At 36.2% G+C, this 24,005-nt stretch carries 23 protein-coding genes and 1 tRNA gene; 8 read left to right on the plus strand and 16 right to left on the minus strand.

The features are described from left to right. Positions 1-5: 5 nt before the first annotated feature. Together OC533_RS02210 and OC533_RS02215 are read left to right on the plus strand one after the other, a co-directional pair. Positions 6-851, plus strand: a complete 846-nt coding sequence (locus tag OC533_RS02210) for a YitT family protein (protein ID WP_003766635.1) — start codon at positions 6-8, stop codon at positions 849-851. A 66-nt stretch (positions 852-917) separates the two neighbouring features. After that, positions 918-1,112, plus strand: a complete 195-nt coding sequence (locus OC533_RS02215) for a hypothetical protein (protein ID WP_003761910.1) — start codon at positions 918-920, stop codon at positions 1,110-1,112. Between the two features lie 46 nt (positions 1,113-1,158). Here OC533_RS02215 and OC533_RS02220 read toward each other — a convergent pair whose 3' ends face one another. Further along, positions 1,159-1,818 carry a Crp/Fnr family transcriptional regulator gene (locus OC533_RS02220; protein WP_003761907.1) on the minus strand — a complete coding sequence of 220 codons (660 nt, stop codon included), beginning with the start codon at positions 1,816-1,818 and terminating at the stop codon, positions 1,159-1,161. Positions 1,819-2,015: 197 nt separating this feature from the next. Here OC533_RS02220 and OC533_RS02225 point away from each other — a divergent pair, with 197 nt between their 5' ends. After that, a complete protein-coding gene (locus tag OC533_RS02225) occupies positions 2,016-3,221 on the plus strand; it encodes an MFS transporter (RefSeq protein ID WP_003771551.1) in 1,206 nt (401 codons plus the stop codon). Further along, complete coding sequence (locus tag OC533_RS02230) at positions 3,218-3,463, plus strand: hypothetical protein (RefSeq protein ID WP_003761904.1); 246 nt, start codon at positions 3,218-3,220, stop codon at positions 3,461-3,463. Before OC533_RS02225 ends, OC533_RS02230 begins: the two co-directional genes overlap by 4 nt. Positions 3,464-3,499: 36 nt before the next feature. Here OC533_RS02230 and OC533_RS02235 read toward each other — a convergent pair whose 3' ends face one another. The 3 genes from OC533_RS02235 to dbpA all read right to left on the minus strand — a co-directional run bounded on the left by OC533_RS02235 (position 3,500) and on the right by dbpA (position 5,842). Then, positions 3,500-3,976, minus strand: a complete 477-nt coding sequence (locus OC533_RS02235; RefSeq protein ID WP_185590030.1) for an NUDIX hydrolase — start codon at positions 3,974-3,976, stop codon at positions 3,500-3,502. Between the two features lie 166 nt (positions 3,977-4,142). Beyond that, positions 4,143-4,406, minus strand: a complete 264-nt coding sequence (locus tag OC533_RS02240) for a DUF3116 family protein (protein WP_160463912.1) — start codon at positions 4,404-4,406, stop codon at positions 4,143-4,145. Positions 4,407-4,429: 23 nt separating this feature from the next. Next, positions 4,430-5,842 (minus strand): ATP-dependent RNA helicase DbpA, encoded by a 1,413-nt coding sequence (gene dbpA / locus OC533_RS02245; RefSeq protein WP_010990836.1) that lies wholly within the window; start codon positions 5,840-5,842, stop codon positions 4,430-4,432. Between the two features lie 123 nt (positions 5,843-5,965). Here dbpA and OC533_RS02250 point away from each other — a divergent pair, with 123 nt between their 5' ends. Continuing rightward, entirely contained in the window at positions 5,966-6,226 is a 261-nt protein-coding gene (locus tag OC533_RS02250; protein ID WP_010990835.1) for a hypothetical protein, read from the plus strand. Between the two features lie 30 nt (positions 6,227-6,256). On the opposite strand, the gene OC533_RS02255 is transcribed toward OC533_RS02250, so the two are convergent. Next, entirely contained in the window at positions 6,257-6,856 is a 600-nt protein-coding gene (locus tag OC533_RS02255; RefSeq protein ID WP_194322284.1) for a histidine phosphatase family protein, read from the minus strand. A 164-nt stretch (positions 6,857-7,020) separates the two neighbouring features. On the opposite strand from OC533_RS02255, the gene OC533_RS02260 reads away from it, so the two are divergent. Both OC533_RS02260 and OC533_RS02265 read left to right on the plus strand, forming a co-directional pair. Then, the gene (locus OC533_RS02260; protein ID WP_010990829.1) at positions 7,021-7,428 is read left to right on the plus strand and encodes a VOC family protein; all 408 of its coding nucleotides are present in this window, start codon (positions 7,021-7,023) and stop codon (positions 7,426-7,428) included. Between the two features lie 117 nt (positions 7,429-7,545). Then, positions 7,546-8,139: a YdeI/OmpD-associated family protein gene (locus OC533_RS02265; RefSeq protein ID WP_194323410.1), complete on the plus strand. Its 594-nt coding sequence runs from the start codon at positions 7,546-7,548 to the stop codon at positions 8,137-8,139. A gap of 41 nt (positions 8,140-8,180) precedes the next feature. On the opposite strand, the gene OC533_RS02270 is transcribed toward OC533_RS02265, so the two are convergent. From OC533_RS02270 to racE, 7 genes are all read right to left on the minus strand, one after another. Next, positions 8,181-9,539, minus strand: coding sequence for a DUF1254 domain-containing protein (locus OC533_RS02270; RefSeq protein WP_194323409.1), 1,359 nt, complete (start codon positions 9,537-9,539; stop codon positions 8,181-8,183). 242 nt (positions 9,540-9,781) lie between these two features. Further along, complete coding sequence (locus OC533_RS02275) at positions 9,782-13,048, minus strand: MucBP domain-containing protein (RefSeq protein ID WP_194323408.1); 3,267 nt, start codon at positions 13,046-13,048, stop codon at positions 9,782-9,784. Positions 13,049-14,317: 1,269 nt separating this feature from the next. Then, a tRNA-Arg gene (locus OC533_RS02280) sits at positions 14,318-14,391 on the minus strand. A 110-nt stretch (positions 14,392-14,501) separates the two neighbouring features. Continuing rightward, a complete protein-coding gene (locus OC533_RS02285; protein ID WP_003761892.1) occupies positions 14,502-15,026 on the minus strand; it encodes a metallophosphoesterase in 525 nt (174 codons plus the stop codon). Between the two features lie 37 nt (positions 15,027-15,063). After that, entirely contained in the window at positions 15,064-15,675 is a 612-nt protein-coding gene (locus OC533_RS02290) for an XTP/dITP diphosphatase (RefSeq protein WP_003761890.1), read from the minus strand. Between the two features lie 3 nt (positions 15,676-15,678). Then, positions 15,679-16,425, minus strand: a complete 747-nt coding sequence (gene rph, locus OC533_RS02295) for a ribonuclease PH (RefSeq protein WP_010990824.1) — start codon at positions 16,423-16,425, stop codon at positions 15,679-15,681. A 12-nt stretch (positions 16,426-16,437) separates the two neighbouring features. Beyond that, complete coding sequence (racE, locus tag OC533_RS02300; protein ID WP_262265217.1) at positions 16,438-17,238, minus strand: glutamate racemase; 801 nt, start codon at positions 17,236-17,238, stop codon at positions 16,438-16,440. Positions 17,239-17,386: 148 nt separating this feature from the next. Between racE and OC533_RS02305 the strand changes: the two genes are divergently transcribed. Next, positions 17,387-17,881 carry a YslB family protein gene (locus OC533_RS02305; RefSeq protein ID WP_072218612.1) on the plus strand — a complete coding sequence of 165 codons (495 nt, stop codon included), beginning with the start codon at positions 17,387-17,389 and terminating at the stop codon, positions 17,879-17,881. Positions 17,882-17,952: 71 nt separating this feature from the next. Here OC533_RS02305 and OC533_RS02310 read toward each other — a convergent pair whose 3' ends face one another. The 4 genes from OC533_RS02310 to OC533_RS02325 all read right to left on the minus strand — a co-directional run bounded on the left by OC533_RS02310 (position 17,953) and on the right by OC533_RS02325 (position 23,986). After that, on the minus strand, positions 17,953-19,167 hold the full coding sequence (locus OC533_RS02310) for an aspartate kinase (protein WP_194323407.1): 1,215 nt from the start codon (positions 19,165-19,167) through the stop codon (positions 17,953-17,955). A 182-nt stretch (positions 19,168-19,349) separates the two neighbouring features. After that, entirely contained in the window at positions 19,350-21,161 is a 1,812-nt protein-coding gene (gene uvrC / locus OC533_RS02315) for an excinuclease ABC subunit UvrC (protein WP_003771538.1), read from the minus strand. A 75-nt stretch (positions 21,162-21,236) separates the two neighbouring features. Continuing rightward, on the minus strand, positions 21,237-21,548 hold the full coding sequence (trxA, locus tag OC533_RS02320; RefSeq protein WP_003723853.1) for a thioredoxin: 312 nt from the start codon (positions 21,546-21,548) through the stop codon (positions 21,237-21,239). 80 nt (positions 21,549-21,628) lie between these two features. Continuing rightward, on the minus strand, positions 21,629-23,986 hold the full coding sequence (locus OC533_RS02325; protein WP_262265218.1) for an endonuclease MutS2: 2,358 nt from the start codon (positions 23,984-23,986) through the stop codon (positions 21,629-21,631). Positions 23,987-24,005 lie beyond the last annotated feature (19 nt).

A 24,005-nucleotide genomic window follows, 5' to 3' on the forward strand; every position in this document is an offset into this window, starting at 1 on the left:
TGGATATGAAAAATAAAACTGGTTGGAACATCGCAAAAATTATTGTTGGAGCGCTTATATTCTCGCTTGCGGTCAATGTTTTTGCAATCCCTAATAATCTTGGGGAAGGCGGCGTGACGGGGTTAACGATGATGCTTTACTACTTGCTTGGTTGGACTCCAGCGATTACGACGTTTATTTTTAATGGTATTTTACTTGTTATTGGTTATAAGTTTTTGGATCGCATGACGATTGTTTGGACGATTGTCGCGATTAGTTTCACTTCGCTATTCTTACATTTTTCTGAACCGCTTGCTTTTGTTGCAAGCCAATCTATCGTGGCAGCGATTTTTGCTGGATTAATGATGGGAATTGGTATGGGGCTTATTATGAACGGTGGTGGAACTACTGCTGGAAGTGCTATTTTAGCAAAAATAGCAAATAAATATTTAGGTTGGAATACTAGTTATGCGCTATTATTCTTTGATTTAATTGTCGTGATCCCTTCTGTTTTTGTTATTGGTTTTGAAAATATGCTATTTACGGTTGTTTCTCTCTATATTTCTACTAAAGTGCTTGATTTCATTCTAGAAGGTTATAATCCTAAAAAATCTGTTACGATTATATCTGACTACTATGAAGAAATTGCTACCGAAATCGATGCGAATTTGGAACGAGGAATTACGCTTTTTAACGGTCAAGGATTCTATATGCGTCAAGATAAAAAAATCCTTTATATCGTGATTAGTCGTGATCAACTTCTCCCACTAACAAAAATCGTGAATAAATATGACGAAAAAGCATTCTTTATTATTAATGACGTGCAAAGTGTTGTTGGAGAAGGCTTCACAAAACAAATTACAAGCGAATGATGTTGTTTTATGAAACTTATGTTACAATGATGTGGAAATTATTTTTAATGTAAGTGAGGCGTCCTTATGAAAATATCTAAACCGGCATATATGGTTTTACTTGTTGTTGGCTTGGTTTTTGTTTTTTTGGGACTATCTAATATCGGAATTTCTATTTTTTGGGACTTTAGCGACTTAGAAAATATGCTGGTTGGCTCTTTGCTAATCATCATTGGGCTTATTACACTTAGAGTTCGATATACATTTAAAAAAAGAGGATAGAAAAGCACTGCAAATTATGATTGCAGTGCTTTTCTACTGTTATCATTTAAAAAATTACGTTTTCTTGAATAACATCTAATTTTTTTATGATAATATAGCGGTTTTTCATGGTGATGACGCCCTCTTTTTTTAATTGTTGAAAAATCCGATTGACACTGCTCGCTGAATTTATTCCGCAAAAGTGACCAATTTCTTCATTACTCACTAAAAAATCGATTAAAAATTGATCTTTTTCGATTTCCACGCCGAAAAGTGTATAAAGTTCGTATAACTGTGTGCAAATTGCGCCAAGTTTTCCGTTCATCAGCATTTGCTGCATTTTTTTGATGGATTGTAAAAGTCTTGTGCGATAATAATCTTTGACATAAATTTGCAGATCAACGTCACGGTTTACATCTTTCCAAAAACGTACTCGGTCTACTTGATATAGTTCTGCTGTGTCTGACTCCACACGAATATTGAACGGCGCATTGGCAAATTGAGAATACTCATCTTTTAAAAGTGAGATAATATCCATTTTATTAATGTAGTTTAAATTAAATTCCCTGCCATCCCTTGAGATAATACTCGTTTTAATAATCCCTTTTTTAAGTATGTACACATAAGAATCTTCAAGCCCTTCGTAAGTTAAATATTTACGTTTTCCCCTTGTAATAACTGGAAAATCATTTGTGCTTACATAATTATTAAGAATATTTTGTTTCATGTTCTTAACCTCCTTTTTGTCATTCCAGTTAAAGCATATTAATCATACAAAATACTATTCCCTATTTTTTCAACATATGTTATACAAATTTGTATATATCAGAAATAATTACCAAATTAAAAAGTCTACTCTTAAAATTTCGCCTATAATACTCTTTGTCGCTGAGATAAATCACACGTAGGAAGGGATTTTAATTTATGAAAGAAAAATTATTTAATAAGGGTTTTGTTTTAATAACATTGATTAACTTTGTCGTTTATCTTGTCTATTATTTGCTGATGGTGATTATCGCTGTCATTGCCCAAGAAGAGCTGGGTGCATCACTCGGCGAAGCGGGTTTTGCTTCTGGTATTTATATTATTGGTACGCTCCTTGCGAGACTTTATATGGGGAAAAAGCTTGAGTTATTTGGTCGTAAGCAAGTTTTAAGGTTTGGTATTTTATTTTTCTTAGTAACGACGATGGCTTACTTATACATGCCGACGATTGCAATTATGTTTATTATTCGCTTTTTAAATGGGTTTGCATACGGAACAACTTCTACTGCAACAAACGCCATTGTCACTGCTTATATTCCTAATTCTAGAAACGGAGAAGGCATTAATTATTATGGTCTTAGTACGAGTCTTGCTGCTGCCATTGGACCGTTTATTGGAATGATATTGTTAAGCAAAACAAGCTTTTATACGATTATTATTTTTTCCACGGTTATTGTCTTATTAACTGCACTGCTTTGTTTCTATCTACCAGTAAAAAATATTGTTTTAACAAAAGAACATCGGACAGCATTACAAACTTGGACTGTCAAAAGTTTTATTGAAACGAAAGTTATTCCGATTACTTTTATTGCCTTTTTGATGGGGATTTCTTATTCAAGCGTACTTACCTTCCTTGCTTCGTATGCGCGAGAAATTAATTTAGTTAGCGCTGGTACTTTTTTCTTTGTTGTCTATGCGTTAGTTATTACTTTTACCAGACCTATGTCAGGGAAACTATTTGATGCAAAAGGTGAAAAATATGTCATGTATCCTAGTTATCTCTTTTTAGCAGTTGGTCTAGTTGTGCTTAGTACTGCAACATCAAGTATTGTTTTACTTATTTCAGGTGGATTAATTGGTTTAGGTTATGGAACTTTTATGTCGAATGGACAAGCTGTTTGTTTGAAAGTTTGTGAACCCCACCGTATTGGCATTGGTTTATCTACTTACTTTATTGGGCTTGATTTAGGCCTTGGTATCGGACCTTATATTATGGGTGAAATTCATCATGTTCTTTCATTCCAAGGTATTTACATTATCGCTGGTGCTATCGCATTTGTTTGCGTATTTATTTACATGTTTTTATCCAGAAAAAAAGTGTCCAGTGGCGCACATGAACAACTAAAAGGGAGCGAAGAATTATGAATAAATTATTACTCATTACCGCAGCAGGTTATATCGTAGGAGTCCGAGCGATTGAAAGTGAAAAAAATCATTCTATTTTGCTTAGCGATGTCTATATTAATAACCCATCGCAGCGATTAATTGACCATTTTGAAAGTCTAGAAATTGCAAAAGAACAAATTATCGGGCATAAAAAATTATCTACCGATGATGCTCAAAATTTAATTAGTAGATGGGAAGCTAATTATTTTACTACATCTTGATAAATGGAAGCATTGCGAATCAGCGCAATGCTTTTTTTATAAGACTTGATGGCTAATATGTAATAATGTATTTTCATGGTATTTTGTTGTAACTTCTATTCTCTTCAAATCATCCGGAACATGTTTGATTAGATAAGGTAGATTGTTCACTACACCAGTATTCTCTTGATTAAGTATCCATGATATTTTTTTAAAGTCGAGAATTCCTTCATCGGTTGCCAGCGGGGTTTGGTATATAAAGTCATCTTTCAGTTTAGCAACAAACAAATGCATGCCGCCAAGGTTCTCCCCTTCTACAAACCATTTCATTTCACCAATATCACGTATTTCGTAGTCGGCTGCATTAATTCCAGTCTCTTCTTTGATTTCACGTTTGATAGATTCAATGAGTAATTCTCCGGGCTCGATTTTCCCACCCACACCGTTCCAACTTCCCATCCAAGGGGATTTTTGTCTGTTTAATAATAAAATTTCATCAGCTCTTTGGATAAAGCAGAGCGTGTATTTATACATAGTTTAACCTTCTTTTTTCGTTTTTATTAGTATAGCATATTTAACAGCATAAAAAATAACAGCATCCGTGTTTAGGTTGGGAAACGGATGCTGTCAGGTGAGATATTTCATTGAAAAAAAGGTTACTCTTAATATACCGAATAAATATGAAAAAAGTATGAACAAACTAAGAAAGTTCATTTTTAATTTTTTGAAGTAAATGATCACCTTGCTGCGTCATACTATAATATTTTTTATTATTATTATTTTCGTCACGTATGATAAAGCCATGAAATTCAAGCCAGTAAGTGCAGTATAACAACTCATTTCTCGTAGAATTGCCAACAATATCACTTTGCAGAAAATTGATGGTTAATGATTTTATATTGTATACAGGATTTTTGACAACTTCTAACACCATTATAATAAGTCGATTATCTGGCCTTTCCATTGCGTGACCTTCTTTGCTTTAAATTATCGTTTTCTTGCTTCGTTGACTTTGAGACGTCTGCCTTTCACTTTTCGTGAGCGCATCATTTCAAGGACAGCTGGGCCTTTTCCGTTTAAAATTTCGACAAAGGATACATGATCTTCAATCGTAATAATACCAATATCTTCCGCTGTAATCCCTTCTAATTTAGAAATGGTTCCAACAAAATCTACCGCACGGATTTTTTTCTTTTTACCACCGTTAAAATAAAGTTTCATAATATTTTTATTTAGTTTTTCACCGCGAGCTTTCTTTATGGTTGGGCGTTTTTGTTGTTTTTTACGGAAAGCTTCTTCATTTGCTTTTACTTCGATGATAGTTGGTTTCCGCTTTTTCTCAATCGTAATATTTAGCATTTCTTCTATATCACGAAGAAGCGGATTTTCATTCGTCTTAACAAAACTGATAGCTTTTCCACTTTTTCCAGCACGGCCAGTACGTCCGATTCGGTGCACGTAGTTCTCTTTTTCAATTGGTAAATCATAATTAATTACAAGCGAGACATTATCAACATCAATTCCTCGACCGGCTACATCTGTCGCAATTAAGAAACGTGATTTACCGCTTTTGAAATCATCCATAGCGCGGAAACGATCTTCTTGTCTTAAACCGCCATGAATTTTACTAGCTTTTACATCGAGTAAATCGGTGAGTTCATCGACTTGATTTTTCGTATTGCAAAAAATAATTGCACTGTCAGGATTTTCAGTAATTAAAACATCTTTTAACGTTTTTTCTTTATTATCCGTTTGCATTTCCACATGAAAAATTGGATTTGTTTTTTCGGAAGCCATTTCAATTACCATTGGATTATCTTGATAGCGTTTAATTAAATCTTGCATTTCTTCAGGTAATGTCGCTGAGAAAAATAAGTTTTGACGCTGTTTTGGTAAACGGCTAAGAATATCTTCTACTTGGTCAATAAAGCCCATGCTTAACATTTCGTCTACTTCATCTAAAACTAAATGGGCTACTTTGTCGACATTAAGTGATCCTTTTTCGATATGGTCCAGTAATCGACCCGGAGTTCCAACAACAATATGATTTTTTTGACTTAATTCTAATTTTTGTTTAGCAAAAGGTGATTGTCCATATATTGCTGCTGCTTTAATTCGTTTAAATCGTCCAATATTCGTACATTCTGTCTTAACCTGCATTGCAAGTTCTCTCGTTGGTACGATAATTAGCGCTTGTGGTTTGTTTTCTTCCCAAACAACCTGTTCTGCAATTGGAATCGCAAATGCTGCTGTTTTCCCGCTACCAGTTTGTGATTTAGCAACAATATCTTCTCCTGTTAAGGCAACTGGAATTACTGCTTTTTGAACAGGGGTAGCTTCTTTATATCCTAGTTCATTAATGGCTCTTTTAATTTCTTCACTTAATTTTAAATTATTCATGTCAGTCCTCATTTCCTCATATCATCATACCATATTTTTTCACAAATGACGGAACGAATTGTTTGTACTTCGCTCCTACTTCCTTTAAAATGGACTCTAAGCTTCCAAAATAAGGAGGAAACAATGAATTTAGATGATTTGAAGAATAAAGTTACCGAGTCCCTGCCCCTGGAAAATCTAGGAACACTGACAGAAGAGGCAACAACCAAAGCATCTGAGCTTGGCGAACAAGCAAGTAATGTCACTGAGAATCTGCAAAATGAAGCAACCAATTTAACAGAAAACTTACAGGATAAAGCGAGCGGCCTTACAGAAAACTTGCAAGATACAGCGAATGAGTTAACTGGTGGGTTTTTGGATAAAATAAAGAATTTGTTTCAATAAGAAAAAAGCACTCATTTACGAGTGCTTTTTTCATTTGGCGCTTTCTATATGTGTCTCTTTATCAAAATCATGATTAATAAAATTGACTAATGTGAATTGACCGTTTTCATATTCAAATTTTAAAATACAGCAGTTTTTTAATCCTGTTACTTTGCCAATTTTGCTCGTTTTTTCCCAGTAGCGGGCAAACTGAGCGCAAGCGGCTCCGTGTGATACAGCGAGAACGGTATCGTGATCATCTTGGCTCATAATGCTTTCCATTGTTTCCACTAAACGGTCTCTAAAATCAGCTTCACGCTCGCCTCCAAAGGTCGCAAAGAAGTCACCATATGGCAGCGGCGGGTTTAAGTCTTCGCTCTCCCCTTCAAAAGTACCGAAATTCCATTCTTTTAATCCTTTTAGACGAGTGTATTCTTTTGTCGTAACAAGCTCTAAAGTGTCGCATGCACGCTCTGAAGTAGAACTATATGCTTTGTCGAATGTAATATTGTTTTCTTTAAAGTAGCTTCCCGCTATTTTTGCCTGTTTAATACCTAGTTCTGTAAGTGGTGCATCGCAAAATCCTTGAATTTTTTTGCGTTGGTTAAATAAAGTTTGACCGTGGCGCATTAAATACATTGTTTTTTTCATGTAAATTCCCCCGTATCTATATCTTATTTCAAGTCTATCACCTTGGAGTAGCTCTAAGTCAAGTAATAATTAGCTTAATTTTTCCTCTTTTTCATCGTATCTGCTATAATAAATACACCAAAATGAATAGAACTATAGCGAATAAAAATCGAGGAGGAATTCAAATGACGTTAAATGTTTACTTGAATTTTAGAACACAATCCAGAGATGCTATCGCGTTTTATGAAGAAATTTTTGGAACAAAGTGTACAGATTTGATGACATATGGGGAAATCGAGTCCGCTGAAGAACCTATAGAAGATTCGCTAAAAGATTTAGTTATGAATGCTAGTTTAGTACTCGATGGAGTAAAAGTCATGTTTTCCGATGTGCCGAAGTCTATGCCACTTACATTTGGAGATAATATCACACTCGTTATCGATACAACGGACGAAATAAAACTGACAAAACAATTCCATCAACTTGCGGAAGGCGGCAATATTATTATGCCACTCGGAAAAACATTTTGGTCAGAAAAATATGGTCAAGTTACTGATAAGTTTGGTATTGGTTGGCAGCTTAATCTATCCTAAAAGCAAAAGAACCTGGGATAAGTTTCAGGTTCTTTCTTTAAGTCATTTTGTCCTAAAAAAGTATATTTGCACGAGGTAAAACAACACATATTTAAGAGTAGAAAAGAGGTATTCTTTATGGCAAAGACAGAGTTAAATCCTAAAGTAGATTCGTTTCTTAATAAACCTTCTACCTGGCAAGCTGAATTCAAAGCATTAAGAGAAATAGCTATCACATTTGAACTAGAAGAAGAATTTAAATGGGGAAAACCTTGTTATGCTGTAGACGGGGGAAATGTTTTCTTAATTCATGGTTTTAAAAACTACTGTGCACTACTCTTTATGAAAGGCGCACTACTCCGTGACCCAGACAATATTTTAGTGCAACAAACAGAAAATGTGCAAGCTGCTAGGCAAATTCGCTTCACTAATTTACAAGAAATTCTTGATCAAAAACAGATTTTAAAAAAATATATTCAAAATGCAATCGAAGTTGAAAAAGCTGGTTTAGAAGTAGCGCTTAAACCAAGAGCGGAAACGCCTATTCCAGAAGAGTTACTTGTGAAATTTGAGGAATTACCTGCTTTAAAAACAGCTTTTGAAGCGTTAACTCCTGGTCGCCAAAAAGCGTACTTGCTTTATTTTGCGGCTCCAAAGCAATCAAAAACGCGTGTTTCGCGCATTGAGAAATATGAAGCAACGATTTTAGATGGATTAGGACTTAATGATTAATAAAAAGAGGCGCAACTATTAAAAGTTACGCCTCTTTTTATTTATTTAACTTCTTCAAAATCATATAGTTGCCAGCTATTGTCAAATGCTGGTTCAGTTGGTCCGTAAATACGGAAGTACGTGAACCAATTGGCATCAGGAACAGTTTGAATCCAAGGTAGCGACTCATCTTCTGGTGGATTTGGTCCAAAGTAAAGCGTTGTATTGCCGTCAGCATCTACTTCAAAGGTATCTTTAATTGAATTAAGCGCTGGCATAAACTGTTCAGTAACAATTTCTGAACGAGTATCCATATCATAAACAGTTACAGACCAGAAAATACTTGTTGGCACTGGTGTTGGCACTTTTAATGTATAATTTTTACCACCGTCCAGGTAATTTCCTTCTTTATCTTTTACCCCTAGCATATAAACGGAACCAAATCCGACTTTATGCATAAACATCATGTGTGTTTCGAGTGTCGCTTGATAGAACCAGCGCTCTCTTACAGGAAGGTTTAAATACGTTTTTTCATAGAAGTCATTATTCTCACCGTATACAGCCCATTCCCAGTTTTTCCCTGGCCAAACAATGGCTGCAGGATCATCTGTATTAAAGGAATTCACAAACATCATCTTATCTGCTTTTTCGGCAGCTTCAATTAACAATGCTTTTGTGTCTGAATCAGGATTAAATTCTTTATTTGGAACCAGTCCAATTGCTTTTAGTAAGCCATACATTTGGTAATATTCTGGATCTGTTTCATCATTATCCAGCGCCCATTTGATTACTTCCCAATAATCGAATTTTCCTTCAACATAATAAGGTGTTGAAATGGCTTTACGATGAGAAAAATCATGGAAAGTACTGGTTGGATTATTTTTTGCTTCTTTTAGCGGATAAAATTTTACTGTTTTTAGTAACTCAAATGCTTTTTCATAATCACTTGCTTGGTGGACCATCGCCCGTAAACAAATTAAAAACCTAAAACTAGATGGTTTGCGAACTATGTATCCTTCTGGAATATCCCCGTCATAATTAGGAGGAAGATATAAATACTTGGCACCTTTACCTTCTTCATCCCCTGTTAATCCCATATTCGTAATAAATTTAAAATTAATATCATCCGCCACACCAACAATTGCACCCGGCGGTAATTCGATGACAACAGGACCATTCTCTGTGTTCCCTGTTCCAAGACAATACGGGGTATCTGAATTTTGTGTCAGTACATTTAAGTCAGGAGTCGTAAGTTGAATAATAAAATCGTGATTCTCGGTAATTCCTAAATCGTGTAATGCTTTAAAATTTGATACATTCGAAACGGTTGGATAGAAAAATCGGTATGCCTCCACAGCTCGATTTAAAAATCCTTCTTTTCTTATTGATTCTACTTTACTCTCAGGTAGCATTTTTTTCATGTAAAAATCCTCCTTCAATTAGCTTTTTTTAGAACACTTGTACAATACCCCTGTTTTTGGAAATTCAAGCGTAAAATAAAAAATCTCCTAACCGTGAGAAAATTTTTGTAAGAAAGCGTATTAATACTAACTTAGTAGTGATTATATGAAATGACTCGCTGCCTTCACTATTTGATAGGTAAAATTATTTTAACAAACAAAAACTCTCCTAATGATAAGGAGAGTTTTTTCAAGAAACGTTATCAGCAGTTATGAGATTTAGCTTTTTTTCTTTTATTTCGGTGTAGCCATTGGGTACTAAGAAGTACTAGTAAAATTCCTAATCCAAAGATCAAATTTGCCGGCTGACTACCTGTTTTAGGTAGGGTTTGTGGAGCCCCATTGGTTGGTTGGGCATCGTTTGTTGGCTTAATATCATTCGTTGGTTGAATATCTCCATTGGAATTACTCCCTAGTACATCTGAATTTGGATTTGGATTTACTTCGGCTTTATTAGCACGATATACATATTCTATAGTTTGATTCTGATCCGTAAATTTACCAGTTGCATTAGCGGGCTTTTGCACTAGCGTATAGCCTTTAATTTCCTTAGCTGTAGTTGCGTAGGAATCATTAATGTTTCCGTTTAATACCTTGCTTATGGCCAGCTCTTTCCCTGTTTCATCTACATATTTTACAGTAATATAAGATGATGTCGGTATACTGTTCTTTTTATAGTGATAAATCACAGTTTGTGCTTCTGTCGTGAATTTTCCGCTAGCATTAGTTGGTACTTTTACTAGCGAATAGTCTTTTATTTCTTTTGGTTTAGTTGTATATGCTTCATCGACATTTCCGCTTAGTACCTCACTTGGTGCTAGCTCGTTGTTGTTTTCATCCAAGTGTTTAACGGTGATATTTGCTGCTATTGGGCTATTTTGTAATTGATACACATAGGTAACCGTTTGAGGATTCTCGTTAAAAATCCCGTTAGCGTTAGTAGGGCTCTTAATTAAGGTATAGCCATCTATTGTTTTAGCCACTGTTGTGTATGTTTCACCAATTTCACCAGTCAATACTTCCGTTTCACTAATTTTAGCTCCTAATTCGTCCTGGTAGTTCACCGTAACTTCTTTTGCTAAAATTGGATCTGCTTTAATCGCGCGATACACATAGGTCACTGTTTGTGCATTTTCGCTAAACTTTCCTTCTGCATTGCTCGGTGTTTCAATTAATTCGTATCCTGTAAAAGTCTTCGCTGTTGTAACATAATTTTCATCAACATTACCTGATAATGTTTCGGTTGGTGCTAGTTCCATCCCATCCTCATCGGTATATTGTATCGTGATGTCTTTAGCTCGAACGGGATTTTTCGAATAGATATATGTCACAGTCTGTTCTTCTAAGCTAAATTCTCCTTGTGCATTTGATGGCATTTCAGTTAATGTATAACCTAAAATTTCTTTTGCACTTGAACTATATTCTTCACCGACATTTCCAGTTAATATACTATTTTCCGCAAGTTTATTCCCTGATTTGTCTTCATATTTCACAGTTATATTTGCACCTTGTACAGCATCAATATAAACAATCACTTCTTTTGGAGTAGCCTTAATTCCATCCATATTCTCTACGTTTAATGTTACTGTGTATTTTCCTACTTTCTTGAGATTCACCATTGTTTCAAAATCGCTTTTAATGGATAAATCATCCGTTGTTTGCGCTTGAACATCCTTTAAAAACTCTGCTTCTGTTTTTTCTGTCCCTTGTGGATAATGAATTTCGGAATCTGCATTAATTACTGGGGTAGTTGATCTTTTAAATGGTTGTGTTACTTTTCCTGAAAAAGTTCCATCTATACCAGTCACATTAATTAGCTCAGAAAACTGAAAGCTGACCTCTGTTAAATTTTTGATTCTTTCAGACGACCAAGTTATTTTTTCATTTGCGTATGTTCCAAAATTTGATATTGGGAGTGGCTTGATTAACTTATCAAAATTACTAATCTCATTATTAATAATTAAATCTGAATCATCCACTACAATTGCTTTATCTAAAGTAACTGCTTGATTTAATGCACTAATTCTCGATAGTTTTGGCATTTTTGTTTTAAGGTTACTTGGTAAAACACTGATGGAGTTTAAATCGATGTTTAAAGTAGTCATTTCTGGAAAATCATCAAGCATATCTATATTGGTAATTTGATTTTTGTTTAAATTTAAAGTTGCCAGTATAGGAATATTTTTAAATTTCTCGATGCTATTTATTTTGTTAGTATTTAGATTCACGTCTGTTACAGAAACTAAATTATTTAGTTCTATCTGATCGATGCTATTACGTTCAAATCGAACTACAGTTACTTTTGGAAGGTTAGCTAATTCGACTTTCGTTAAACTTGCTATTTGGCTAAAGTAGACATTTCGCATAGTGTAATAACCTAAATTAACTAATTCTGGATTATTTTTGGCAATCACTGTTGTTAACGCAGATAAGTCTGGATAATCGGAAGTCTTTACATCTACCAATTGGGGTTGATCTTGAACATTTATCAATTTTATAGCCAAATTTTGCTGTATATTTAGTGTCATCAAATTGGGTAGATTTTCTACATCCGTTTTGTCTAATACAACTTCTTCTAATTGGTTCTCTGACAGGTCTAACGTTTTTAAATTAGGCAGATTTTGGATGTTATCGAATACTGTATCTGTTAATTCATTTTCTCCTAATGGCAGATCTTCAATGGCCAAATCAGTAACTTTTAGCTCATTAATACTGTTTTTGTCAAGGTTTGCTTTTCTTACCTTAGGGAGATTGACTAATTCGACTTTTGTTAAACTTGCTACTTGGCTAAAATAGACATTTCGCATAGTGTATTGGCCTAAATTGACTAATTCTGGATTGTTTTTGGCAATTACCGTTGTTAACTTGCGTAATCCTGTATAACCAGAAGTCTTTACATTTACCAATTGGGGTTGATCTTGGATGTCGATAGTATTAAGATCGGGATTATTTTCAATATCAATGGTTGTTAGTTTCGGGAGTTGATTTTGCGCATTTAAGATAAGACTGCTAATTTGATTGTTTTTTACCGATAGGCTTACTAAATTAGGTAATTGATCTATTGGAGAAATGTCTGTTATTTGATTATTATTCAAGCTTATACTTGTCACATTGACTAGCAAATCGATTCCTGTTAATACGCTTATTCCTTTATTATAACCATTGAGAGATGTGATTTTATTCAAGTCTGCTTGTGTTACTAGCTGAGTTGTATTCTCTGATCCCGTTGCTTCTTTAGCAATTACTTTAGCTAAGGCACTGTCAGGAAATACACTTTCATAGGTGTCCCCTGTTTCAAGAATGGTCTTAGTGTATTTTAGGGAATTAGTTAATCCCTTAGTTGTTTTTGAAGGTGTATTTATTTCTACTTTTTGTTCATTTTCTTTAGCTTCGGTGATAAATGGATACACACTTAATGATTGAAAGAGCATTATCCCGACTACAATGATAGAACTTATCTTTCTTTTCATGATTAGTCTCCTTAGATGTAATTATTATCTTAAAGAATGAGTTGAATTCTGTGTTTGATGTATGTGGTATTTATCGCCTCAATAAGTACTAATTATAGCAGTCCTAAGCTAGCCATTTGAATATAGTATAGGGGGTTTTTTCATTTCTTGGTATCATCGTTCACATATCGTTCATATCTTTTTAAGGTTCGGTACTAATTTTAGACTCTCTAATATATTTAAATTTATTACTTGTAATTCTCAAAAATTACTGTCAAGTCATACAACAGAATACCTAATAAGGGATGAATTTACATAAAAATTATTGTTAAAGTAAAGGATCAATCATCTGCTTGTTCTCATTTTTGACTATTTTATAAAGTAGTTCTTCGTTTTCAATGAGATTAGTAATTACTTGAACTAGTTTTAATGAAAATTGCCACAAAAACAGCGTAATGAAAATGGGAAATACAAGATAAAAAAGCTCTAAAACATTCACCTTTTAATTACAAAGAGTTTCAAATGTTTTAGAGATTTTTTATTTTACTGTTTAGTGTTTTGAAAGCATCTGCTAATACGATCTAATGCTCTAAAGTATAACCGTTTTTCCCTCCGTTATGTCCGTTTTTTTGTCATGTTCGTAAATATTATAGCGACTATCACTAAACAAAAAACACTAGCCATCCATCCTACACTGGAAATGATGTTGAGAGCAAATAATGTACTTGCTATTATTACTAAGAGAATAAAAATAGCGTAAAAAAATCCTTTTTTCATGTTTTTCTCCCTCCTCCTAGTCTAGTTTCATCGTAATACAATAAGATAATGTATAACCAAAAATATAATGAAATGTCCAATTCTAGTCATGAACAACAAAAAAAGAGCTTACTTAAACTTTTTCTTAAACGACAGGTACAATATTGTGTATTAAATCACAAGATAACACGTAATATAGTTCATTATACACGATTTATGCTTTACTCTTCTCGAATATCTCGAAAAATACATATTCAATTAAAATATATGTTGTTTTTTCAAATGAAATCTCCTTTTTTATTTAACTAATTAACTTATAAAATCAAACAAGAATTTCATATGATTTTTATCAGTCTTCACCTATATTATTTACTAAAAGACATATTAGAGTAGCGTTTATTATTTCTAAGAGGCAATTCAATGTTGTCTTTCCCTCTTAATAGATACAACTGCTTGAATACCATTATTTGAACTTCCGCAAATCAAAAAGCACCATAAACATTGTATTACCAACGTTTATGGTGTTTTATTTAACGTCCTGAGAGGGATTCGAACCCCCGACCGACGGCTTAGAAGGCCGTTGCTCTATCCAGCTGAGCTATCAGGACAAATGGCACTGTTTTTTCAACAGCCAAATACCATTTTATGTTTAAATTGCTTGTTTGTCAATGGTTTTCTTTAAGTTATTGCATTTTTTCTTTTTTGGGTGTCTTTTGACCTAGTTGTGCTTTGTTAATGGAAAAACTTGGGTTAGGTCAGTTAGTTCGTTATCGTCACGATCCATGAAGCGAACTTTGATTCCTTCTGGCGTAGAGTCGATGAGCGCGTATGTTTTGATACGAATGCGACCTCTTGGTAAGGAAATGCTTCCTGGGTTTAAAATGATGGTGTCATCTAGCATATCAACGCCTAGTTCATGAGAATGACCAAAGAATGCGAAATCAGCGTTTAATTCACGAGCTCGGTAGCGTAAGTTCATAAGTGTCATTTTGATGTTATAAAGATGTCCGTGTGTGGTGAATATACGATAGCCATCCACTTCCCCTACCCAATCATTTGGAAAGCCTCCGCCAAAATCACAGTTGCCTCGAACAGTATGAAATCCTTGAATCGCTGGATCATCAGCTTCTAATTCAGAATCCCCACAATGAATCATGGCATCGACTGTATTTTCGTATTTTTCTTTAAGATGGATTAAGCAGTCACGTTCTGAGTGGCTGTCGCTAACTACTAATAATTTCATTTTATTTCCTCCCCCTAGTGCTCTGTTACTTATTCTCTCACTTTTTAGTAACTTTTTCTACAACTTCTGCTAAATCTTTTTCTAGCTGTTTAATAGCATTAGCTCGGTGGCTGATTTCGTTCTTTTTCTCTGCTGGAATTTCTGCCATTGTAAGACCGAATTCTGGTAGGAAAAATAGTGGATCATAGCCAAAGCCGTTTGTACCGCATAGTTGTTCTGCGATAATGCCTTCTACCTCTCCTGTATAGAAGCTTGTTTTCTCAGAGGGTGTAGCTACAGCAAGTGTACAGTGGAAACGAGCAGTTCTTTTTGCTGGTTCTACGCCTTCTAAATTTTTAAGTAGTTTTTCATTATTTTTTGCATCATCATGAGCGACTCCAGCGTAGCGTGCAGAATAGACACCAGGAGCCCCGTTAAGCGCGTCTACAATTAAACCTGAATCATCAGCAATAACTGTTTGATTTAGCAAGCTAGCGACCGTTTCTGCTTTAAGAGCAGCATTTTCAGCAAAGGTCGTGCCTGTTTCTTCAATTTCACCAATTTCTGGAAAATCAGCAAGGGTAGCAACTTCGATATTAAACTTTGCAAAGATTTTTTCGAATTCTTTTGCTTTTCCTTTATTTGCGGTGGCAATAATAATTTTACTCATTTTTTATTCTCCTTTAATCCGCGCTGTGATTTTGTCGCCGAGTGTTTCTTTTTGGATTTCGATTAGTTCGCTTATTCCTTTTTTACCTAGAGCGATTAGTTCAGCAAGTTCGGTTTCTGAAAAAGTAGCTTCTTCGCCTGTTCCTTGGAGTTCTACAAAGGCTCCGCTACCAGTCATAATTATATTCATATCGACTTGTGCCGCGCTATCTTCTACGTAGTTAAGGTCAAGTACTGTTCCACCTTCTTCTAAAACGCCAACACTTGTAGCTGCAAGAAAATCTTTGACTGGGAATTTCGTGAACGGAACTTCTTCATCTAGTTTTGCAATCGCCATGACCATTGCAATAAATGCGCCAGTAATAGAGGCTGTGCGCGTTCCTCCGTCTGCTTGGATAACATCACAGTCTAACCAAATTGTTCGTTCACCAAGTGCGTCTAAGTCAACCACGGCACGTAAAGCCCGTCCAATTAAACGTTGAATTTCCATTGTTCTTCCAGTTACTTTTCCTTTAGAAGATTCGCGGATATTACGTGTATTCGTTGCTCGTGGTAACATGGAATATTCAGCAGAAATCCAGCCACGACCTTCCCCGCGCATAAATGGTGGTACTTTTGTTTCTACACTTGCAGAACAGATAACTTTTGTATTTCCTGATGCGATTAAAACAGAACCTTCTGGGTGCATTAAGTAATCAGGTGTTACTTCGATTTCTCGTAATGCATTCTTTTCTCTTCCATCAAATCTCATTAGTGGCACCTCTTATTTTCCTAATTTTATATGTTCTACTGTCATATCTGGCATATTTAACCAGTCTTTTGCAATATCTTTGAAAATTTGTGTGGAACCAGTGGTGAAAAAACGATGTTCAATTTCGTCGTCTGTCGCATCTAATAAATTATGGTAATCCAGTAAAGCACTGATTTCGCTAGCAGTTTCTTCGCCGGAGTTAATGACCGCAACGCCATCTCCCATAAAGTTTTCGATAATTGGTTTTAAAAGTGGGTAATGTGTGCAACCCAAAATCACCGTATCAATCTTGGTACTTTTCAGTGGTAAGAGTGACTCGGCTACGACTTTTTTTGCAATGGCGCTTTTATACTCGCCAGATTCTACAACGGATACAAATTTTGGACATGCGAGTGAATCTACTTCTACTCGGCGGTTTAGTCCTTTAAGCGCTGTTGGGTAAGCCATGCTTTCGACTGTACCAAGCGTTCCTAATACGCCAATTTTGTTGTTTCTTGTTGCTTTAAGAGCTGCTCTTGAGCCAGGTTGAATAACTCCAATAACAGGAATATCCAGTTTTTCACGAATGTCATATAGTGCTGCCGCTGTTGCAGTATTACATGCAATAACGAGCATTTTGATGCCACGATCTACGAGAAAATTGGTCATTTCCCAAGTAAACTGAGCTACTTCTTCTTTGTCGCGTGGTCCATAAGGGCAACGTGCGGTATCACCTAAATAATATACTTGTTCATGGGGTAGCTGCTTTAGTACTTCACGCACTACTGTCAAACCGCCTACTCCCGAATCGATAAAGCCTATAGCTTGTTTCACAGTCTCGCCTCAATTTCTTTATTAATTTCCAAATTTTTTTATCTATACCTTCCATTTTCTTATTTTTTCGCTTTTTTCGCAAGTCTTTTTTGAGAAAAAAGGTTTTTTATAGAAATTTATTTATTGTGCTTTCCATTTTAGGGTGATTTTGGTTATAATGGTGTATGAAAGTGAGGTATCCGAAATGACAGAAAATGAACAGAATAATTACGAGGAAAAAGCACTCGTTCCAAGTTTTGGATTAGATGTACTGCGAGATTATTTAATTCCTGAAATCCTTGGAGATGAAGCGCCTCACATTATGTACTGGGCTGGGAAAGACTTAGCGCGTAAATTCCCACTTGAATCCATGGAAGAGATAAGAGAATTCTTTGAAGAAGCCTCTTTTGGGACACTTAGTATTTTAAAGGAAAAGAAAGATGAGTTGCGTTTACTTTTAGAAGGTGACATGGTTGTTTCGCGGTTCCGTACACAAGAAAATCCAACTTTTAAATTAGAAGCTGGTTTTATCGCCGAGCAATTACAAACACAGAAGAAGCTCTATACAGAAAGTTACGATGAAATAGATAAACGTAAAAAACAAGTGACGATTATCGTTAAATGGGATCGTAAAGAAACGATTGATAACGAAGAACGTTACTAAAAAGATAAGCTTGAAATAACTTGTCTACGCCCCTCTTAACTGGGATGTAGCTCGTTAATTCAAGCTTATTTTTATTTATCTAATTCAAATTGGTCATGTAAAACTTGTGCTGCTTCTACCATTTTACGTGCGGGAACAACAGTCGAAACTTTGATTTCTGAAGTGCTAATCATTTTTATTGGGATATTATTTTCAGTTAAAGCTTCAAACATTTTTGCAGCGACTCCAGGGTTACTTACCATACCGGAACCAACAATAGATACTTTCGCTAGTTCTTGCTCGGATTCTAGTTTTTCGATTTGAAGTAGTTCTTTACTTTCTTCTAAAACAGCTAGAGTAGCTAATAGTTCGCTTGTTTTAATCGTGAAGGATAAGTTGCCGTGACCAAGACCTGTGATACCTTGAATGATAATATCTACATCAATGTTATTTTCAGCTAGTTTAGTAAAAACTTTTGAAACACGCATCGCTTCTTTTTGTTTCCAGTGAATAGTTACACGAGTAATTTGATCTTCAAAAGCAATTCCGCGGACTACTTTGGTATTTTCCATTGTTAAATCCTCCTCAATCATTGTACCTGGTTCTAGTTCATGACTCGCTCTTACTTCAAGCGGAATTCGGAAATTTTTCGCATATTCAACGGAGCGTGGATGTAAAACTCCAGCACCGAGATTGGCTAATTCTAGCATTTCATCATAGGTTAGTTGTTCTAGTTTTTGGGCTTTTTTAACGTAACGGGGATCTGTTGTGAATACGCCGACAACATCTGTACAAATAGCACATTTTTCTGCTTTTAAAGCGGATGCGATTGCTACTGCGGTCGTATCAGAGCCCCCCCTGCCGAGTGTAGTAATTTCGCCGTCTGTAGTTATACCTTGGAACCCTGCAACAATAACAATTTGCCCAGCTTCAAGTGCTGACTCAATGCGCGCGCTATCGATATCAGCAATTCTTGCGTTACTATGTACTGCTTCTGTTTCAATTCCTGCTTGCCATCCTGTATAAGAAATAGCACCATGCCCTTTTTCTTTTAAAGTCATCGCAAGTAAAGCAATCGTGATTTGTTCGCCGGTTGAAAGTAACATATCCATTTCTCGCTTGTCTGGAGCTTCACTGATTTCTTCTGCCATCGCTACTAATTTGTCGGTTGATTTACCCATCGCGGAAACGACGACAATGACTTTATTCCCTTGTTTTTTCTCGTAAATGGCTTGATCTGCTGTTTTTCCGATTTTATCTACGGTGCTAACAGAGGTTCCGCCAAATTTTAATACTACTAGTCCCAATCTCGCTCCTCCTGACTTTTTGGTGCTTTTTTATCAATGGTTTTATTTTAGCGCATTTATGTGTTGAAGGGAAGAGTGAGTTTCTTTTGTTTTTACTCCTAGCAAAAATCTAAGATGCTGAAATAAAAAAGCTAACACGCCAATAACTAAAAAATCATTGGTATGTTAGCTTTATCTAAAATCTATTTTTGTTCGGTATTTTTGGCTTTTTCGTTAAACGCGGTTATATGTTTATGCACTTCTTCTGCCACATTAAGTGGAACGCCAGCTTCTTTAATTTCTTCCACTGATGCTTCTTTTAATTTCTTCATGGAGCCGAAATGTTTCAGTAGTTTTTTCTTCCGGCCAGGTCCTACGCCAGGAATGCCATCAAGAATGGACTGGAAGCCTGTTTTGCTGCGTAGTTGGCGGTGGAATGTGATAGCGAAACGGTGGACTTCATCTTGCATTCGTTGCAGTAAATAGAATTCTTGGCTGTTTCTTTCGAGTGGAACTATTTCTAAAGGATCACCGAATAATAGTTGGCTAGTACGATGCTTATCGTCTTTTGCGAGTCCGGCTACTGGAATATCTAAGCCGAGTTCGTTTGTTAGGACATCTTTGGCGCTATCAATTTGTCCTTTCCCACCATCAATTAATATTAGATCTGGCATTGGTAGGCCTTCTTTAAGTACGCGCCAGTAACGACGGCGGATAACTTCTCGCATCGTTGCGTAATCATCCGGTCCTTCCACGGTTTTGATTTTGTATTTGCGGTAATCGTTTTTACTTGGTTTTCCATCTAGGAATGTGACCATTGCAGAAACAGGATCTGTACCGTGAATATTCGAGTTATCGAAGGCTTCGACGCGCGATGGTGTTGGAATCCCCATCGCTTCTCCAAGTCGTTCTACTGCCCCGACTGTCCGTTCTTCGTTGCGTTCAAGTAGCATAAATTTCTCGTTTAGAGCGATTTTGGCATTTTTGTAAGCAAGTTTCACGAGTTCTTTTTTATTTCCGCGCTGTGGTACGATGATTTTTGTGTCGGGAACGACGGCTTGAACGGCTTCGCTATCAACATCATCTGGTAAGTATATTTCTTTTGGTGGAATATGGTTTGCTTTTTGATAAAACTGGCCGATAAATGTGAGGAAATCTTCATCAGCATCATTGTAAAATGGAAATTGGGAAACATCGCGCTCAATGAGTTTTCCTTGGCGAATGAAGAATACTTGGACGCACATCCAGCCTTTATCAATGGCGTAACCAAATACATCACGGTCAACGAAATCATTCATTGTCATTTTTTGTTTTTCCATCGTTGTTTCGATGGCGTTGATTTGGTCGCGGAATTCACCAGCTTTTTCGAATTCCATATTTTCTGCGGCTTCTTGCATTTTTTTCATTAAATCATTTTTGACGGTTTTATAGCCACCGTTTAAGAATGCCACAATTTCGTCTTGCATTTCTTTATACTTACTTGCTTCCACGTCAAATACACACGGGGCAAGGCATTGTCCGAGATGATAGTACAAACACACTTTATTTGGTAATGTACTACATTTTCGAAGTGGGTACAGTCGGTCTAAGATGCGTTTCACTTCATTTGCAGCATAGACATTTGGATACGGACCGAAGTATTTCCCTTTATCTTTCTTTACTTGGCGGGTAATAATTAGTCGCGGATGTCGTTCGTTTGTAATTTTAATGAACGGATAAGTTTTATCGTCTTTTAAGCGAATATTAAAGCGTGGGTCATGTTTTTTTATCAAATTAATTTCAAGTAGCAATGCTTCTACGTTGGATGAAGTTACGATATATTCAAAGTCCACAATTTCTTGGACTAGACGTTGCGTTTTACTATCGTGCGTACCTGAAAAATACGAACGCACGCGATTTTTCAACACTTTTGCTTTCCCAACATAAATAATTGTTCCTTGTCTATCTTTCATCAAATAACAACCAGGTTGGTCCGGCAGAAGCGCTAATTTATTTTGGATATGTTCAGAAGACATTTTATCAACTCCAGTTACACATTTAAAAAGAAGCCTAGAATGTTTGTTCTAAGCTTCTTTCATTTTAGCATAATTTTAAACGTATTTGTTGATGACTTCATCCAGTTCTTCTTTTGGACGGTAGCCGATAATTGTCTCTACTACTTCGCCGTCTTTTTTAATAAGAAGTGTTGGAATACTCATAACACCAAAGCTTCCAGGTGTTTCTGGGTTTTCATCTACGTCCATTTTGACGATTTTAAGTGCTTCGCCGCGTTCTTCTTGTATTTCTTCTAAAACTGGAGCCACCATGCGGCAAGGACCACACCATGTTGCCCAGAAATCTGTTAATACTAAGCCTTCGCTAGTTTCTTGTTCAAATGTTGCATCTGTAATTTCTTTTACCATGATTTAATTCACTCCTTATGACTTTTGTACACACAGTATAGCACCTAGACCTATTTGGAGCCATGTTTTTGCTCAGTTGTTTACTTGAACTCAACGATTGTTACGCCGTTCCCGCCTTCTGCTGCGGCTCCGAAACGGATGGATTTAACCATACGATGATTCTTCAAATATTCCGTGACGCCTGTTCTAAGCGCGCCAGTACCTTTACCGTGAATAATTGCTACTTGCGGGTATCCTGCGAGCAATGCTTCATCAATGTATTTATCCACTTTTTGAATAGCGTCTTCGTAGCGTTCACCGCGTAAATCGAGTTCACTTTTTGCTGGTGAGTCACTACTATGAACAGATGTGATAATGCGTTGTTTTTTCGGTTTTTCTGGCTCGATATATTCTAAATCGGTCGTTTTGATTTTCATTTTGATGATGCCGATTTGGACGTTCCATTCTTTATCACTAATTTTGTTTAAAAGTGTGCCTTTTTGGCCGAGAGATAGGACGCGAACATTGTCGCCAGCTTGGAAAACATGTGGTTTTTGTTTTGGTGCTTTTGGAATAGCTTTGTTAATTGTTTTTGGCTTAGCTTTTCCAAGTCTTGTTTTAGCATCGATTAGTTCATGTTCTTTGATTCCCGCTGCCCCGTTTAATTGCATTGTGCGCAGTTCGTGGATAATTTCTTCGGCTTCTGTTTCGGCTTTTTCTACGATTCCAGCAGCTTTTTCGTTTGCTTGTTCGAGTAATTTATCTTTTTGTTGATAATAATTGGTAATTTCTTTTTGTAAATCTTTTAAAAGAGCATCGGCACCGCGAGCTAGTTCGCGCGCTTCTTCATATTCTCGTTCTGCTAGATTTCGTTTTTCTTCTAGACTTGAAATCATATCATTTAAGTCTGCACTTTCGGTATCAACGAGGCTTCTTGCTTCTGTGATGATACTTTCACTTAAACCAAGGCGGCGTGAAATATCAAATGCGTTACTTCGTCCGGGTACACCAATGAGTAGTTTGTACGTTGGACTAAGTGTTTCAACATTAAATTCAACGGAAGCATTGGTTGCATGTGCTCGGTTATATCCATAAGCTTTTAGTTCAGGATAGTGAGTCGTTGCAACAACACTTGCGCCTTTTTTGTGACTTGCATCAAGAATGGCAATAGCGAGTGCTGCTCCTTCTTGCGGATCCGTACCAGCTCCAAGCTCATCATATAAAATAAGTGATTTATGATTTACTTTTTCTAAGATCGAAACAATGTTTGTCATATGGGACGAGAAAGTACTTAAGCTTTGTTCAATCGATTGTTCATCGCCAATATCAGCAAATACGTTTTCAAAAACGGCGATAGTCGAATCTTCTTGCGCTGGGATTTGTAAGCCTGATTGCGCCATCAAGGTTAATAAGCCTAATGTTTTTAATGTAATTGTTTTACCACCTGTATTTGGACCAGTAATAACAATCGTACTAAAATCTTCACCTAAATAAATATCGTTAGCAACAACTTTCTCAGCATCTAAAAGCGGATGTCTGGCTGCTATTAAATGAACGATTCCTGTATCGCTCAAATGTGGCGTTACGGCTTTCAGAGCTTTCCCAAATCGAGCTTTTGCGAGAATGAAATCAAAACGACCCAGAATAAAGGTATTATGATGAATCTCATTAATCCAGTCAGCTAATGAAGCAGAAATTTCAGCTAGGATTCGTTCGATTTCTTGTTTTTCTTTCGCTTGAAGGGCTTTGCGTTCGTTATTTAAATCAACCACGCTTTGTGGCTCAATGAAGAGCGTTTGACCGGATGCAGACTGGTCATGAACGATGCCGCCGTAATGTCCTTTATATTCTTGTTTCACGGGGATAACATAGCGATCATTTCGAATCGTAATAACCGCATCACTTAGCATTTTTGAAGCGTTGCGATCACGTAAATAAGATTCTAGCTTTTCACGCACGCGGTCTTCTGTCCGGCGCAAAGTACGACGAATCGAGCTAAGCGCTTCACTAGCTGTATCTAATATTTTCCCACTTTCATCTATTGAAATAGCAATATCTTCTTCTACATCTTTTAATACTAAAAGTTCATCAGAAAGTGCGCCGAGTAATGGTATTTCGACCCCAATTTCTAGTAAATCGTTCATAAAGTTTTTCATTTGGCGGCTTACACGCAAGTTACTACCAATTTGGTAGATTTCTAGCCCGTTTAAATCGCCACCAATCTCTAGACGTTTCAAATGTGCAAAAACATCTGTTAGACCAGTAATTGGCGCGCTTCCCCGCAAACGAATAATTTTGGCTCCTTCTTCCGTTTCAAGTTGCGCTTTTTGTACGACTTGAAAATCTGTAGCTGGAGCAAGTTCGTAAATCGCTTGCTCCCCTAGTGAGGAAGAAGCAAATTCAGCAAGTTGTTTTTTTATTTTATCAAATTCTAAAATGGCTTCTACTTTTTTTTCCATTAGTCATCCTTCTTTTTAA

The sequence above is a fragment of the Listeria sp. Marseille-Q6474 genome, assembly GCF_946902005.1.
Classification (GTDB): Bacteria; Bacillota; Bacilli; order Lactobacillales; family Listeriaceae; genus Listeria; species Listeria innocua.